This window comes from Streptomyces sp. NPDC054956, from assembly GCF_053609185.1.
The window spans coordinates 48,478-64,043 of the sequence record NZ_JBSGXB010000008.1; the positions used below are offsets into that span (position 1 = coordinate 48,478).

A 15,566-nucleotide genomic window follows, 5' to 3' on the forward strand; every position below is an offset into this window, starting at 1 on the left:
CAGGCGCCGCGCGCACCCGTCCGCGCCCAGCAGAGAGGCCCGGCCATGAACCACGACCTGCGCGATGTGATGCGTTCCTTCGCCACCGGGGTCTGCGTCGTCAGTACGTACACCGACAAGGACGGCGTACGGACCCACAACGCGATCACCGTCAACTCGCTCACCTCCGTCTCCCTGGAACCCCCGCTCGTGTCCCTGAGCTTCCGTCACGACTCGGAGTTCTTCGCGGAGCTGATGCGCACCGGCGTCGTAGGGATCTCGATCCTCGGGGCCGAGGGCGAGTCCACCGCCCGCGCGTTCGCGCGCCGGCGGCCCGAGCGCGACCAGGCGCTGACCGAGGTGCCCGGTGCCCCGGGCGAGGCCACCGGGACGCTCCTGTTCGAGGCGGCGGCCTGGATGGAGTGCAGCCTGCGCGACCACGTGGTGGCGGGTGACCACGTGATGGTCATCGGCGAAGTCGTCGCCATGGGTGCCCGTGAGACCCAGACCCCCCTGATCTTCCTTCAGGGCGGATTCCACAGATTCGAACTGGAACAGGTGTGACGTGCGAGCGAAGAAGTTCCTGAGCTGGCGGGCGCTCCTCGGAGCGGCGCTGGCGATATCCGCCCTGACCCTGCTGATCTGGCCGAACACCTCGGCCCAGGCATCGGGGTCGGGCCCGGAGGCGGCGGCCGCCACCACGGGATCGGTGAGCATCTGTCTGGTGACGGCGGACGCCCCGACCCGCGAGCGCAACGTGAAGGTCGCGCAGTGGGCCGCCGAGGTCCTGCTCGAGGAGACGCTGTCCTACCGGGGCCCGTGCGCCTCGTACGGCACCCCGAACGCGCTCGGCAACGGCAACCTGCGGACGTACGCGCAGATCGCCGGCGGCAAGCCGCAGACCGTCGGGATCGTCTTCCCCAAGTCCACGCTGACCAACATGCCGACCTCCATGACGGACGGTCACCACTGCTACGACATGAACAACGACGGCTCGGTCAACCAGCACACGGAGTGCGTCGGCGGCCACGAGCGTCCGCTGGACCTGCCCTCGCAGCTGACCTCGCTGCCCGGCATGCCGCTCAAGTGGGCCCTGGTGAACTTCAACCCGATGGGTCACGGCCCCGAGCACATCTACGACACCCCGCACTTCGACTTCCACTTCTACACCCAGTCGAAGGCGGAGCGTGACGCGATCCGCAGCGGACCGTGCGGTCTGGCCATCAACTGCGACGACTACGCGACGGCCACCAAGCCGATCGCCCCGCAGTTCATGCCGCAGGACTACACGGACAAGGGCGTCGCCGAGGCGGCCATGGGCAACCACCTGGTCGACCTGAACTCGCCCGAGTGGGGCTCCACGGCCTTCACCCAGACGTTCATCTACGGCGCCTACGACGCCAAGATCAGCTTCCTCGAGCCGATGATCACCAAGGCCTGGTTCGAGGGCATCGAGGCCGGGGTCAACCCGAGCCGCTGCTGGCCCATAAAGCAGCCGCAGCAGTGGCAGATCGGTGGCTGGTACCCGCAGGAGTACTGCATCGACTACCGCGCGAACCGCGGTGACTACACCGTCTCGATGAAGAACTTCAAGAATTCCGTCGCCTGACGAGCGGCGAATCCCATCGGCTGACCGGTTCACCCCCGCCGCACCGGGGGTGGCCGGCGGCCTCCACTGAATCCCCGGAGTAGGCGAGGAAAGGGCCACCGTGATCGCGGACAGCAAGGCCGGCGCACGACGACCCAGCGCCTTCCACGAATTGATAGGTGACTGACACATGTCCCGTGGATTCTCGATCGGTATCGTCGGAGGAGGCGCGGCTGCAGTCTGCTTGATCGACGCGTTGTCCCGAACACAGAGCGAACCAGGCAGCCTCACGGTCTTCGAACCGTCACCGCACTTGTGGCGCGGCCGCGCCTACCAGGTCGACACCGAGACCCTCAAGGTCAACGCGACGCCCGACGACATGTCCGTGCGCGCCGGCGACCTCCAGCACTTCGAGAACTGGCTGGAGACGCGGGACAAGGTCATCGGGGTGCGCACCGGAGTCGACCGGTGGTCCGGGAGCCGCTTCGCGCCCCGCACCGTCTACGGCGAGTACCTGGAGCAGACGGCGTACGCCGCGCTCGGTGAACTGCGCCGCCAGGGCTGGCGCGTCGACCTCGTCGGCGAGGGCGTCACCTCCGCCAGCCGCGCCGCCAACCGGGTGCTGCTGCGCACCGGCAACGGACGGGCCCGCGCCTTCGACTACGCCATCCTGTGCGTCGGCGGCGACAGCCCCAAGGACGTCTACGGGCTGGCCGGCACCGAGGGCTTCGTCGGAGACCCGTACCCCATCGTCAACAAGCTGGCGGACGTCGGCGAGAACGACCACGTCGCCGTCATCGGCAGCGGTCTGACCGCCATCGACATCATCCTGTCCCTGGCCGCCCAGGGGCACCAGGGCCGCATCAGCCTGATGTCGCGCCGCGGCGTCCTGCCGGGCGTGCGGCAGAAGGCGGTCCCCTTCGAGCTGCGGCACTTCACCCCGCACCGGATGGAGACCCTGGCCACCACCCACCCCGAGATCAGCCTCGAGGACATCGCCACCATCATGCGGGCGGAGTTCCGCGACGTCGGAGCCGACCTCGACTCGACCGTCGAGGAGATCATCCGCGTCGACCTGGAGGACCCGGTCGACCGGCTGCGCCGGCAGATCGAAGAGGTCGACTCCCCGCACATGGGCCTGCGGATCCTGCAGCGTGCCGTCCCCGAGACCGGACCCGACGTCTGGCCGCTGCTGCGCGAGCAGGACAAGGTCCAGCTGCTGCGCGCCCACTACCGCACGATCATGAGCCTGTGCTGCCCCATGCCGCCGGGCAGCGCCGGAGTCCTCCTCGAACTCGTCGAGGCGGGCAAGCTCGACATCGTCGCCGGCCTGCAGAACATCACGCCCAACCCCGAGGCGGGATTCGACGTCGTCACCGCCGAGGGCCACAACTTCACGGCCGACCGCGTCGTCAGCGCCGTGAACGCCTCCGAGGGGCGCATACCCACCAGCGCCGCGCCCCTGGTCACTTCGCTCATGCGCAGCCGCGTCGCCAGCCGGCACCCCCACGGCGGCCTGCACATAGCCCGGCCCACCAGCCAGCTCACGACCAACGGACGCCCCGACCCGCGCCTCTACGGGCTCGGCAACATCGCCGCCGGGTCGCTCTTCTTCACCTTCGGCATCCCCTCGCTGGTCGACCGCAGCCAGGACATCGTCGGCGCGATCCTGCAGCACGCCGAGACCGTCACCGCCGCGAGCCAGGAGAGCGAGGAAGTCCTGCTCACGGTCTAGCCCGCGCACGGTCCGGACCCGCCGCGGTCCGGACACCGCCCGCACCCGTACCCGTACCGCCACCGGAAAACGATCCGGAGATGAGGACCCCCGAGCATGAGCATCACCGAGACCGACCGGCCCGCCTACCTGGCGGACACGCACACCGGCCTGCCGATTCCGACCGAGCCGGTGTTCGCCACCCACGAGGAGACCCGGCGCCACCGCAAGCAGCGGCTCGCCGCCGCGCTGCGGCTGTTCGGCAAGTACGGCTTCGGTGAAGGCATCTCGGGCCACATCTCGGTCCGCGACCCGGAGCACGAGGACCGGTTCTGGGTGAACCCCTTCGGCGTCTCCTTCAATCTGGTGACGGTCGCCGACCTGATCTGCGTGGACTCCGCCGGCAACGTCGTCGAGGGCAAGCACCGGGTCAACCCCAGCGCCTTCGTCATCCACTCGGCCATCCACGAGATGCAGCCCGGCGCCACCGCCGCCGCCCACGGGCACACCGCGCACTCCCGCGCGCTGGGCGCCCTGGGTCTCCTGCTGGAGCCCATCGACCAGGAGTCCGCGGCCTTCTACAACCGCCAGGTCCTCTACGAGGAGTACGAGGGCCCCTCGGTCTCCGCCGAACTCGGCCGCGACATCGCGGCGAAGCTCGGCGACAACCGCGCGATCCTGCTGCGCCACCACGGCCTCATAACCGTCGGCGGATCGCTCGACGAGGCCGTGCACTGGTTCTTCACCTACGACAGCTGCGCCCAGGTGCAGCTGCTCGCCCGGGCGGCGGGCACGCCCAAGAGCTTCACCCATGAGCAGGCCGTGGCCGCGGGGGACGGCTTCGGCAACGAGCAGCTGGGCTGGTTCAGCTTCCAGCTGCTCTGGGACGAGATCGTCCGCGAGCAGCCCGACTTCCTCACAGAGGAGTAGGCCGCTTCGTCGGAGTGGTGACCGTCCCGCGCGACAACACCCCGCGAGAAACACCCAAGTAGAAGAGGCACACCATGAACATCCTGCTTTTCGGAGCGAGCGGACACATCGGCAGCGCCATCGCCGGTGAGCTGCTCTCCCGTGGGCACTCCGTCACCGGCGTCACCCGCACCGGAGAGATCGCGGGCAACGCCAACGAGGGACTGAACGTCGTCGCCGGTGACGCCACCAGCGCCGACACCGTGGCCGAACTGTCCGCGCGGGGCTACGACGCGGTGGCCTCGGCCGTCGGCCCCAAGCTCGGAGTCGACGACGACCACAAGATCATCGTCGGTGCGGCCAACGCGCTCATCGAGGGCCTCACCCGCAGCGGCGTACGCCGCGTCGTGGTCCTCGGCGGCGCCGGCAGCCTCGAGGTGGCCCCGGGCGTCAAGGTCATCGACAACCCGAACTTCCCGGCCGTCTGGAAGCAGAACGCGCTGGCCCAGAGCGAGGCGCTGGGTCTCTACCGCCAGGCCGACGGCCTCGACTGGACGTTCATCTCGCCGGCCGCCCAGATCGAACCCGGCGAGCGCACCGGAACCTACCGCGTCGGCGGTGACCAGCTCCTGGTGGACGCCGAAGGACAGAGCCGCATCAGCATCGCGGACTACGCGGTCGCCTTCGCGGACGTACTGGAGCGCGGCGACGCGATCCAGTCCCGCATCACCGTCGCCTACTGATCCGCGTTCCCCGGAGGGGATCCGACCATGACTTCACCCGCCACGCCGAAGGGCGCCGGGCTCGCCCGCTTCGCCATCATCCTCGGTGCGCTCACCGCTCTCGGACCGCTGTCCAACGACGCCTACCTCCCCGGTCTTCCGCAGATCGCCGAAGACCTGTCGACCAGCGCCTCCGCCGCCCAGCTCAGCCTCACGGCCTGCCTGCTGGGCCTCGGCATCGGCCAGCTCATCGCCGGCCCGGTCAGTGACGCGCTCGGCCGCCGCCGTCCGCTCATCGCCGGTCTCGCGCTGTTCGCGGTCACCGCGCTGCTCTGCGCCTTCGCCCCGAACATCTGGACCCTCGTCGGGCTGCGCGCGCTGCAGGGCCTCGGCGGTGCCACCGGCATCGTCATCGCCTCCGCCGTCGTGCGCGACCGGCACACCGGGCCCGCCGCGGCCCGGTTCTTCGCCATGCTGATGCTCATCACCGGCATCGCGCCGATCCTGGCCCCCGTCCTCGGCGGCCAGCTGATGCTGCTCACGTCCTGGAAGGGCATCTTCATCGCCCTCGCCATCATCGGCGCCGTCATGCTCTTCGGCGTCGCGGGCGCCCTGCCGGAGACGCACCCCGCCGAACGGCGCGTCAGCGGCGGCCTCAAGGCCACCGGGCCGATCTTCCGCCGGCTGCTCACCGACCGGGTGTTCGTCGGCTACAACCTGGCCTGCGGGTTCGCCTTCGCCGCGATGTTCGCCTACATCTCGGGCTCGACCTTCGTGCTCCAGTCCATCCACGGGATGTCCCCGCAGGGCTTCAGCGCCGTCTTCGCGGTCAACGCCCTCGGCCTGGTCATCGCCGCGCAGGTCAGCGGCCGCATCGTGCACAAGACCGGCCCGCGCGCCCTGCTCGCGACCGGTCTGACCGCCTCCGCGGTCGGCGGCCTCGCGCTGCTCGCCGTGGTCATCACCGAGGCCGGTCTGGCCCCGATGCTCGTCGCGCTCTTCGTGGTCGTCTCCAGCGTCGGCCTCGTCCTGCCGAACTCCTTCGCCCTGGCCCTGCAGGACCACGGTGACGTGGCCGGCTCGGCCGCCGCACTGCTGGGCCTGTCCCAGCACCTGATCGGTGCGGCCGTCGTCCCGCTCGTCGGCCTCGCCGGCGAGGACAGCGCCGTCCCGATGGGCATCGTCATCGCCGTCCTCGGCGTCGGCGGGCTCGTCTTCTTCAGCCTCACCAAGGGTCACCAGGCCGCCGGCCCGGAGACCGAGGCCCAGGCGCCCGCGGCCGAGTCCGCGCTCGCCGAGGTGCGCGAGCCGGTCTAAGCCCCCGGCGAGACAGGCTCGAGCAAACGGATTGCCTGCCGGGGGACCGTACGGCTTCATCGCCGCGCGGTCCCCCGGCACCCCGGGCCACCACCCGGGCGGCGACAGGCCCACCCTCCTCCCTTTCCACCGAAACCGATCGAGGCACAGCCACCATGACCCTCGCCACTCACGCCACGGCCGTCGACTCCTGGCGGCTGCTGCCCGCCGCCCAGCAGCCGGCCTACCCCGACCCCGTCGCCCTGCGCTCCGCGCTCGACGACCTCGCCTCCTACCCGCCCCTGGTCTTCGCCGGGGAGTGCGACCGCCTGCGCGAGCGGATCGCCGACGTCGCCCGGGGAGAGGCCTTCATCCTCCAGGGCGGCGACTGCGCCGAGACCTTCGACGCGGTCAGCTCCGACCAGGTCCGCGACAAGGTCCGCACCCTGCTCCAGATGGCCGCCGTCCTCACCTACGCGAGCTCCGTGCCCGTGGTGAAGATCGGCCGGATCGCCGGGCAGTACTCCAAGCCCCGCTCCAAGCCCACCGAGATCCGCGACGGCGTCGAACTGCCCGTCTACCGGGGCGACTCGGTCAACGGCCTCGCCTTCACCGCCGAGTCCCGCACCCCGGACCCCGAGCGGCTCAAGCGGATGTACCACTCCTCCGCCGCCACCTTGAACCTCGTACGGGCCTTCACCACCGGCGGCTACGCCGACCTGCGCCAGGTCCACGAGTGGAACCGCGACTTCGTCGCCGCCTCCCCGGTCGGAGAGCGCTACGAGCGCCTCGCCGGCGACATCGACGACGCGCTGACCTTCCTCTCCGCCTGCGGAGCCGACCCGGCCGCCGTCCACTCCTCCGAGATCTTCGCCAGCCACGAGGCGCTGCTCCTGGACTACGAGGCCGCCCTGACCCGTACCGACGCCCGCACCGGCGAGCTGTACGACGTCTCCGGCCACATGATCTGGATCGGCGAGCGCACCCGCCAGCTGGACGGCGCCCACGTGGAGTTCGCCTCCAAGGTCCGCAACCCCATCGGCGTCAAGCTCGGGCCCACCACCTCCGCCGACGAGGCCCTGCGCCTCATCGACAAGCTCGACCCCCACCGCGAGCCCGGCCGCCTCACCTTCATCACGCGCATGGGCGCCCGCAACATCCGCGAGATCCTGCCCGAGCTCGTCGCCAAGGTCACCGCCGAGGGCGCCCGCCCCGCGTGGATCAGCGACCCGATGCACGGCAACACCTTCGAGGCGCCCAGCGGCCACAAGACCCGTCACTTCGACGACGTGCTCGACGAGGTCACCGGCTTCTTCGAGGTCCACCGCGCGCTCGGCACCCACCCCGGCGGCATCCACATCGAGCTGACCGGCGACGACGTCACCGAGTGCGTCGGCGGCGGCGCCGAGGTCCGCCTCACCGACCTCGGGCAGCGCTACGAGTCCTCGTGCGACCCCCGCCTGAACCGCAAGCAGTCCCTCGACCTGGCCTTCCAGGTCGCCGAGCTGTACCGGGACCGGGACGCGTCGGGCGCGGTACGCCGCGAAGCCGTACCCGCCGCCGCCTGATCCCGCGCGACCGATCGACGTACCGTCCTGAGCCAAGGGAGAAGACCATGTCCGTGCGTGCCCTGCGCGGTGCCATCCAGCTGGAAGTCGACGAGCGGGTCCACCTGCTGGACGGGGTCCGGACGCTGTTCCAGGAGATGCTCGCGGCCAACGGGCTCGACCAGGACGACCTGGTCAGCGTGCTCTTCACGGCGACCCCGGACCTGGTCAGCGAGTTCCCGGCGGTGGCCGCCCGCGAACTGGGCGTGACCGACGTGCCGCTGATGTGTGCGCAGGAACTGGACATCGCCGGGTCCCTGCCCCGCGTGGTCCGGGTCCTCGCGTACGCCGAGACGGAACTGTCCAAGCGCGAGATCAAGCACATCTACCTGGGCGGCGCGGCAGCCCTGCGCAGAGACCTCGCCGTGGCCGGGGAGCCGAGATGATCCGCTCCGCCGCGGTGGTGGGGACGGGACTCATCGGGACCTCCGTCGCCCTGGCCCTCTCCCGGCGCGGGGTCGCCGTCCACCTCATCGACGAGAACGAGTCGGCCGCCCGCACCGCCGCCTCGCTCGGCGCCGGCACCCTCGGCGCCCCGAAGAACACCGTCGACCTGGCCGTCCTGGCCGTACCGCCGGCCCACGTCGGCACCGTGCTCGCCGCCCAGCAGAAGCTGGGCCTCGCCCGCTCGTACACCGACGTCGCCAGCGTCAAGACCGAGCCCGAGATCGGGGTGCTCGCCGCCGGCGCCGACCCCGTCACCTTCATCGGGGGACACCCCATGGCCGGCCGGGAACGCTCCGGCCCGCTCGCCGCCTGCGCCACCCTCTTCGAGGGCCGCTCCTGGGTCCTGACGCCCACGCCCGAGACCGGCCGCGAAGCGCTCAACATGGCGCTCATGATGGTCTCCCTGTGCGGGGCCGTGCCCGTCGTCATGGACAGCGACGTCCACGACCGGGCCGTCGCCCGCGTCTCGCACACCCCGCACGTCGTCGCCTCGCTGATGGCCGCCCGCCTCCAGCACCTCCCCGAGGACGCCTGCCGCCTCGCCGGCCAGGGGCTGCGCGACGTGACCCGGATCGCCGGGGGAGACCCCCGGCTGTGGAGCGACATCCTGGAGTCCAACGCCACCGCGGTCGCCGACGTGCTGACCGAACTCGCCGAGGACCTCCAGGTCACCGTGGCCGCCCTGCGGGGCCTCGCCACCGACAACGCCGACGAACGCGCCCAGGGCACCACGCTCCTGGCCGACCTGCTCGGCCGCGGCATCAGCGGCCGCGACCGCATCCCCGGGAAGCACGGCCACCCGGTACCCGCCTGCGCCCCCGTCCGCGTACTGATCGGGGACCAGCCCGGCGAACTCGCCCGGCTCCTCGCGAACGCCGCCGAACTCGGCGTCAACATCGAGGACATGACCATCGACCACTCGCCCGGCGACGAGAGCGGCCTGGTCGAGCTGATGGTCGCCCGCGGCACCGCCCTGGAGATGGCCCGGGGCCTGATGGGCGCCGGCTGGCGGGTCCAGCGGATGGGCCCGATCGAGGCCCCTCCGGTCGCCGTCGGGGTCTGAGCCCGGGCGCCGTCCACCGCACCGCAGACCATGCCGGCGCAGCGCTGCGCCGCAGACCACGCCGGCGCAGCGCGCGCCGCACGACAGAGGATCACCCTTGAGTACTTTGCGATGGCTCACCGCGGGCGAATCGCACGGCCCCGCACTCACCGCCGTCCTCGAAGGCCTGCCCGCCGGAGTGGAGATCTCCACCAAGGCGGTCGCCGACTCCCTGGCCCGCCGCCGCCTCGGCCACGGCCGGGGCGCCCGGATGGCCTTCGAGCGGGACGAGGTGACCTTCCTCGGCGGCGTCCGCCACGGCCTCACCCAGGGCGGCCCGGTCTCGGTCCAGGTCGGCAACACCGAATGGCCCAAGTGGCGGACGGTGATGGCCGCCGACGGAGTCGACGAGGAGCTCCTGGCCGGCCAGGCGCGCAACGCCCCCCTCTCGCGCCCCCGGCCCGGCCACGCCGACCTCGCCGGCATGCAGAAGTACGGGTTCGACGACGCCCGGCCGGTCCTGGAGCGGGCCAGCGCCCGCGAGACCGCCGCCCGCGTCGCCCTCGGCGAGGTCGCCCGCGCCTTCCTGGAGCAGGCGTACGGGATCACCATCGTCAGCCACGTCGTCTCCCTCGGGGCGGCCACCGCCCCCGAGGGCGTGGTGCCCGGGCCCGAGGACACCGAACGCGTCGACGCGGACCCCGTGCGCTGTCTCGACCCCGAGGCCTCCGCCGCGATGGTCGCCGAGGTCGACCGGGCCCACCAGGACGGCGACACCCTCGGCGGGGTCGTCGAGGTCCTCGCCTACGGACTGCCGCCCGGCCTGGGCAGCTACGTCCACGGAGACCGGCGCATCGACTCCCGGCTGGCCGCCGCCCTCATGGGCATCCAGGCCATCAAGGGCGTCGAGTTCGGCGACGGCTTCGGCCTCGCCCGCGTCCCCGGCTCCCTCGCCCACGACGAGATCGAGCGCGGCGAGGACGGCATCCGCCGCCGCACCGCCCGCTCCGGCGGAGTCGAGGGCGGCATGACCACCGGCGAACCGCTGCGGGTGCGCGCCGCCATGAAGCCGATCGCCACCGTGCCCCGCGCCCTGGCCACCATCGACGTGGCCACCGGCGAGCCCGCCGCCGCCCACCACCAGCGCTCCGACGTCTGCGCCGTACCCGCCGCGGCCGTCGTCGCCGAGGCCATGACCGCGCTGGTGCTCGCCCACGCCGCACTGGAGAAGTTCGGCGGGGACTCCGTCGCCGAGACCTCCCGCAACCACCGCGGCTACCTCGAGAACCTGGCCGTCCGGTGAGCGCCCCGACCCTGGCCGGGAACACCCCGGTCCTGACGGGGAACACGCCGGAACCGGCGGAGAGCACCCGCATCCGGATCGGCGGCGAGCGCCCGTACGAGGCCGTCGTGGGCCGCGGCCTGACCGGCGAGACCGGCCGGATCCTGGGCGCCGGACCGCTGCGCGTGGCCGTCGTCCACCCGCGCACCCTGCTGCCCACGGCCCGCAGGATCGCCCGGGAGCTCACCGACGAGGGCCGCATCGTGGTCTCCCTCGAAGTGCCCGAGGGCGAGGCCGCCAAGGACATGACCGTCGTGACGGGCCTGTGGCGGGCGCTCGCGGACGCCGGGTTCACCCGCTCCGACGCCGTCGTCGCCGTCGGCGGCGGGGCCACCACCGACCTCGCCGGATTCGCCGCCGCCGGCTGGCTGCGCGGCGTCCGGCTGGTGCTCGTGCCGACCACCCTGCTCGGCATGGTCGACGCCGCCATCGGCGGGAAGACCGCCGTCAACCTGCCCCAGGGCAAGAACCTCGTCGGGGCCTTCCACCCGCCCGCCGGGGTCCTGTGCGATCTGGACCTCCTCGACACCCTGCCGCCCGCCGACTACGTCAGCGGTCTCGCCGAGGTCGTCAAGGCCGGCTTCATCGCCGACCCGGAGATCCTGCGCCTGGTCGAGGAGGACCCGGCCGGCACCGTCCACACCCGCGAGCTCGTGGAACGCGCCGTCCGCGTCAAGGCGGAGGTGGTCACCGAGGACTTCAGGGAGGACGGCCGCCGCGAACACCTCAACTACGGGCACACCCTCGGCCACGCCATCGAGCGGGTCTCCGGCTACCGCGTCCGGCACGGCCACGCGGTGGCCGCCGGCATGGTCTTCGCCGCCGAACTCGCCCGCCTCGACGGCCGGCTGTCCGCCGCCGACGCCGAACGCCACCGCACCCTCCTGGCCGCCGCCGGACTGCCCACCGGCCACACCGGGGCCTGGGCACCGCTGCGCGACGCGATGGGCATCGACAAGAAGACCCGGGGCAACCGGCTGCGGTTCGTCGTCCTCGACGCCATCGCCCGCCCCGCCCTGCTGAGCGCACCCGACGAGGGCCTGCTGCGGGCCGCCTACGAACGGCTCGCCCGGTGAGGCGGGCCCCGGTCCGCTACGCCCGCGCCCGCGCGCTGCGCTCAGCCCGGATCGCCGGACGGGTTCGCGCCGCAGTCCTCGTACCAGCCGCAGTGCCCGTCCCCGAACTGCCCGAATCCGTCGAACAGGAAGGCCCGTCATGACCGTCGCCACCGCCCCGCAGGGGTCCGCCCTGCTCTGGGAGGACGCCGACCGCCGGGCCGTCGAGGTCGCCCGCGCCCTGACCGTCGACGCCGTGGAAGCGGCCGGTCACGGCCACCCCGGCACCGCCATGAGCCTCGCGCCGGCCGCGTACCTGCTCTTCCAGCAGCTGCTGCGCCACGACCCCCAGGACCCGCGCTGGGCCGGCCGCGACCGCTTCGTGCTCTCCTGCGGCCACGCCAGCCTGACCCTCTACACGCAGCTCTACCTGTCGGGCTACGGGCTCGGTCTCGACGACCTCAAGGGCCTGCGCACCGAGGGCAGTCTGACCCCCGCCCACCCCGAGTACGGGCACACCCCCGGCGTCGAGACCACCACCGGCCCCCTCGGCCAGGGCCTCGCCAACGCGGTGGGCATGGCGATGGCCGCCCGCCGCGAGCGCGGCCTGTTCGACCCGGAGGCCGCCCCCGGCACCTCCCCCTTCGACCACACCGTCTGGGCCATCGCCTCCGAGGGCGACCTGGAGGAGGGCGTCGCCCACGAGGCCAGCTCGCTCGCCGGCCACCAGCGCCTGGGCAACCTCGTCGTCCTCTACGACGAGAACCGCATCTCCATCGAGGACGACCGGCAGATCGCCCACTCCGAGGACACCCTCGCCCGCTACCGGGCCTACGGCTGGCACGTCCAGGAGGTCGACTGGACCGCGGGCGGTGAGTACAAGGAAGACGTGCGGGCCCTGCACCGGGCGCTCACCACCGCCCGCGAGACCACCGACCGGCCCTCCCTCGTCTCGCTGCGCACGATCATCGGCTGGCCCGCGCCGAAGAAGCGCAACACCGGCGGCATCCACGGATCCGCCCTCGGCGCCGAGGAGGCCGCGGCCGCCAAGGCCGCGATGGGCCTCGACCCCTCCCTCTCCTTCCAGGTCCCCGCCGAAGTCCTGGCCCACGCCCGCCGGGTCGCCGACCGCGGCGCCGAGGCGCACCGCCAGTGGGACAAGACCCTCGCCGACTGGCGCGCCCTCAACCCCGAGCGCGCCGAGCTCTTCGACCGCCTCTCCGAGCGCCGGCTGCCCGAGGGCTGGCAGGAGAACCTGCCGGTCTTCCCCGCGGGCGGCCAGATCGCCACCCGCAAGGCCTCCGGCGAGGTGCTGAACGCGCTCGCCGCCGCCCTGCCCGAACTGTGGGGCGGCTCCGCGGACCTCGCCGAGTCCAACCTCACCACCATGAAGGGCGAACCGTCCTTCATCCCCGAGGAACTGGCGACCGAGGCGTACTCCGGCCACCAGTACGGGCGGACCCTGCACTTCGGCATCCGCGAGCACGCCATGGGCGCCGTCCTCAACGGCATCGCCCTGCACGGCGGGACCCGCCCCTACGGCGGCACCTTCCTCGTCTTCTCCGACTACATGCGCCCCGCCGTCCGCCTCGCGGCCATGATGAAGCTGCCCGTCACCTACGTCTGGACCCACGACTCCATCGGGCTCGGCGAGGACGGACCCACCCACCAGCCGATCGAGCACCTCTGGTCGCTGCGCGCCATCCCCGGCCTGGACGTGGTCCGGCCCGCCGACGCCAACGAGACCGTCATCGCCTGGCGCACCATCCTGGAGAACGGCGACCGCCCGGCCGGCCTGTGCCTGTCCCGGCAGAACCTGCCCGTCCTGGAACGCACCGAGGAGAGCGGGCTGTCCCCCGCCGAGGGAGCCGCGCGCGGCGGCTACGTCCTGGCCGAGGCCGACGGCGGCCGCCCCGAGGCCATCCTCATCGCCACCGGCAGCGAGGTGCCGATCGCGCTCGACGCCCGCCGCATCCTTCAGGCGGAGGGCCTCGCCACCCGCGTGGTCTCCATGCCCTGCCTGGAGTGGTTCCAGGCCCAGGAGGAGGCGTACCGCGAGCAGGTGCTGCCGTCGGACGTCGACGCCCGGGTCTCCGTCGAGGCCGGCTCCAGCCTCGGCTGGTACGCCCTGGTCGGTGCGGCCGGCACCTCGCTGGGCATCGACTCCTTCGGCGCCTCCGCCCCCTACCAGTCCCTGTACGAGCTGCACGGCCTGACGGCGCCCAAGGTCGCCGCCGCCGCCCGTGCCAGCCTCGAGCGCGCCAACCGCCGCAAGTCCACGGCCCGATGACCGCCACCGTGCTCGAAGCCCGCATCCCGGGCTCCAAGAGCATCACCAACCGGGCGCTTCTGCTCGCCGCCGCCGCCCGGGGGAGCAGCCGCCTGGGCGCGCCGCTGGTCAGCGACGACACCCTCGCCTTCCGGGCCGCGCTGACGGACCTGGGCACCGGCGTACGCGATGTCGGTGACGCGGGGTACGGATACGGCGACGGCTCCGGTTACGGCGACGGCTCGGGCGAGGTCTGGCAGGTCACCGGGCACGGCCGGGGCCCGGCCGGCCCCGGCCGGGTGTGGTGCGCCGACGCCGGCACCGCCGCCCGCTTCCTGCCGCCCTTCGCGGCCACCGGGTACGGGGACATCTCCTTCGACGGCTCCGAGCAGCTGCGGGCCCGCCCGCTGGGGCCGCTGCTGGAGGCGCTCACCGGCCTCGGGGCGAAGGTGAGCGGCAGCGGCCTGCCCTTCACCCTCACCTCCAACGGGCTGCCGGGCGGCCGGATCGAGCTGGACTCCGGGCTCAGCAGCCAGTACCTCTCCGGTCTGCTGATGGCCGCCCCGCTGATGGGCGGGCCGCTCACGGTGGACGTACCGCGCCTGGTCAGCCGCCCGTACGTGGACATGACCCTGGCCCTGATGCGGCACTTCGGGGCGCGCGTGGAGGAGACGGACGGGGCGATCACCGTCCACCCCGGCGGGTACGCGCCCGCCGACCTGGAGATCGAACCCGACGCCTCGACCGCCTCGTACTTCTTCGCGGCGGCGGCCGTCACCGGCCGCACCGTACGCGTCCAGGGCCTGGGCACCGGCAGCCTGCAGGGCGACACGGCGTTCGTGGACGTACTGCGCCTCGCGGGGGCGCAGGTGACGAGGACCGCGGAGTGGACGGAGGTCACGGGCACGTCCGCGGGAGCGCTGCGCGGCGGCTTCACCGCCGACATGGGCGATATCTCGGACACCTTCATGACGATGGCCGCGATCGCCCCGCTCGCCGACGCCCCCGTCACCATCACCGGCATCGCGCACGCCCGGCTGAAGGAGTCCGACCGCATCGCGGCCGTCGCGGGCAACCTGCGCGCCCTCGGCATCCGCGTGGAGGAGGGTCCGGACCGCATCACCGTCCATCCGGGCACTCCCGTCCCGGCGACCGTCGACTGCCACCGCGACCACCGCATCGCGATGTCCTTCTCGGTCCTCGGCCTGCGCGCCGCCGGCATCACCCTCGACGACCCGTCGTGCGTGGCCAAGACCTTCCCCGGCTTCCACGGGGAACTGAGGCGCCTGTTCGGCTGACCCCCTCGGTCGATCCGGCACGCGAGCCCGCCACATCCAGTGGCGGGCTTTCGCGTTGTCCGGGCGCGCCCGGTGGAGCGTTCACTCTCATTCATTGCAACGAGCCGAGTGGTTGGTGTTGCATTTAACTTCAGACCTTCGCAACGATATTGATGCTCTGACCTGGGATGATGATGTTTCTGCGCAACGAACTTCTTGCCTGGACTTGGAAAGCAACGTAGCTTTTCGTTCATCAGAAACGACAACGAGTCGCAGGAGAACATCATGCAGAAGTTCGACACCGCCGCCCCGATCGCCG

General features: G+C 72.3%; 13 protein-coding genes. All 13 read left to right on the forward strand.

Features of this window, described 5'->3' with window-relative positions; genetic code table 11:
- The first annotated feature begins 45 nt into the window (after positions 1–45).
- A complete protein-coding gene (locus ACWGDE_RS03345; RefSeq protein ID WP_453387268.1) occupies positions 46–543 on the forward strand; it encodes a flavin reductase family protein in 498 nt (165 codons plus the stop codon).
- A 1-nt stretch (position 544) separates the two neighbouring features.
- Entirely contained in the window at positions 545–1,588 is a 1,044-nt protein-coding gene (locus ACWGDE_RS03350) for a hypothetical protein (protein ID WP_453387269.1), read from the forward strand.
- 169 nt (positions 1,589–1,757) lie between these two features.
- Positions 1,758–3,302 carry an FAD/NAD(P)-binding protein gene (locus ACWGDE_RS03355; RefSeq protein ID WP_453387270.1) on the forward strand — a complete coding sequence of 515 codons (1,545 nt, stop codon included), beginning with the start codon at positions 1,758–1,760 and terminating at the stop codon, positions 3,300–3,302.
- A 96-nt stretch (positions 3,303–3,398) separates the two neighbouring features.
- Entirely contained in the window at positions 3,399–4,211 is an 813-nt protein-coding gene (locus tag ACWGDE_RS03360; protein WP_453387271.1) for a class II aldolase/adducin family protein, read from the forward strand.
- A 74-nt stretch (positions 4,212–4,285) separates the two neighbouring features.
- Complete coding sequence (locus tag ACWGDE_RS03365) at positions 4,286–4,933, forward strand: NAD(P)-dependent oxidoreductase (RefSeq protein WP_453387272.1); 648 nt, start codon at positions 4,286–4,288, stop codon at positions 4,931–4,933.
- A 27-nt stretch (positions 4,934–4,960) separates the two neighbouring features.
- Positions 4,961–6,229 carry a multidrug effflux MFS transporter gene (locus tag ACWGDE_RS03370; RefSeq protein WP_453387273.1) on the forward strand — a complete coding sequence of 423 codons (1,269 nt, stop codon included), beginning with the start codon at positions 4,961–4,963 and terminating at the stop codon, positions 6,227–6,229.
- A gap of 155 nt (positions 6,230–6,384) precedes the next feature.
- Positions 6,385–7,776, forward strand: a complete 1,392-nt coding sequence (locus ACWGDE_RS03375; RefSeq protein ID WP_453387274.1) for a class II 3-deoxy-7-phosphoheptulonate synthase — start codon at positions 6,385–6,387, stop codon at positions 7,774–7,776.
- 47 nt (positions 7,777–7,823) lie between these two features.
- Entirely contained in the window at positions 7,824–8,201 is a 378-nt protein-coding gene (aroH, locus tag ACWGDE_RS03380; RefSeq protein WP_453387275.1) for a chorismate mutase, read from the forward strand.
- Positions 8,201–9,325 (forward strand): prephenate dehydrogenase, encoded by a 1,125-nt coding sequence (locus ACWGDE_RS03385; RefSeq protein WP_453387280.1) that lies wholly within the window; start codon positions 8,201–8,203, stop codon positions 9,323–9,325. Before aroH ends, ACWGDE_RS03385 begins: the two co-directional genes overlap by 1 nt.
- Positions 9,326–9,422: 97 nt before the next feature.
- Positions 9,423–10,607, forward strand: coding sequence for a chorismate synthase (gene aroC / locus ACWGDE_RS03390; RefSeq protein WP_453387276.1), 1,185 nt, complete (start codon positions 9,423–9,425; stop codon positions 10,605–10,607).
- Between the two features lie 32 nt (positions 10,608–10,639).
- Entirely contained in the window at positions 10,640–11,722 is a 1,083-nt protein-coding gene (aroB, locus tag ACWGDE_RS03395; protein ID WP_453387281.1) for a 3-dehydroquinate synthase, read from the forward strand.
- Positions 11,723–11,861: 139 nt separating this feature from the next.
- Positions 11,862–13,991 (forward strand): transketolase, encoded by a 2,130-nt coding sequence (gene tkt, locus ACWGDE_RS03400; RefSeq protein ID WP_453387277.1) that lies wholly within the window; start codon positions 11,862–11,864, stop codon positions 13,989–13,991.
- On the forward strand, positions 13,988–15,268 hold the full coding sequence (aroA, locus tag ACWGDE_RS03405; RefSeq protein ID WP_453387278.1) for a 3-phosphoshikimate 1-carboxyvinyltransferase: 1,281 nt from the start codon (positions 13,988–13,990) through the stop codon (positions 15,266–15,268). The genes tkt and aroA overlap by 4 nt, the downstream gene beginning before the upstream one ends.
- Positions 15,269–15,566: the final 298 nt, after the last annotated feature.

What these genes read in the sequence shown, in the direction of transcription:
- ACWGDE_RS03345 (WP_453387268.1), top strand. Translation starts at nt 46, where the DNA reads ATGAACCACGACCTGCGCGATGTGATGCGTTCCTTCGCCACCGGGGTC.
- ACWGDE_RS03355 (WP_453387270.1), top strand. Translation starts at nt 1,758, where the DNA reads ATGTCCCGTGGATTCTCGATCGGTATCGTCGGAGGAGGCGCGGCTGCA.
- ACWGDE_RS03360 (WP_453387271.1), top strand. Translation starts at nt 3,399, where the DNA reads ATGAGCATCACCGAGACCGACCGGCCCGCCTACCTGGCGGACACGCAC.
- ACWGDE_RS03365 (WP_453387272.1), top strand. Translation starts at nt 4,286, where the DNA reads ATGAACATCCTGCTTTTCGGAGCGAGCGGACACATCGGCAGCGCCATC.
- ACWGDE_RS03370 (WP_453387273.1), top strand. Translation starts at nt 4,961, where the DNA reads ATGACTTCACCCGCCACGCCGAAGGGCGCCGGGCTCGCCCGCTTCGCC.
- ACWGDE_RS03375 (WP_453387274.1), top strand. Translation starts at nt 6,385, where the DNA reads ATGACCCTCGCCACTCACGCCACGGCCGTCGACTCCTGGCGGCTGCTG.
- aroH (WP_453387275.1), top strand. Translation starts at nt 7,824, where the DNA reads ATGTCCGTGCGTGCCCTGCGCGGTGCCATCCAGCTGGAAGTCGACGAG.
- tkt (WP_453387277.1), top strand. Translation starts at nt 11,862, where the DNA reads ATGACCGTCGCCACCGCCCCGCAGGGGTCCGCCCTGCTCTGGGAGGAC.
- aroA (WP_453387278.1), top strand. Translation starts at nt 13,988, where the DNA reads ATGACCGCCACCGTGCTCGAAGCCCGCATCCCGGGCTCCAAGAGCATC.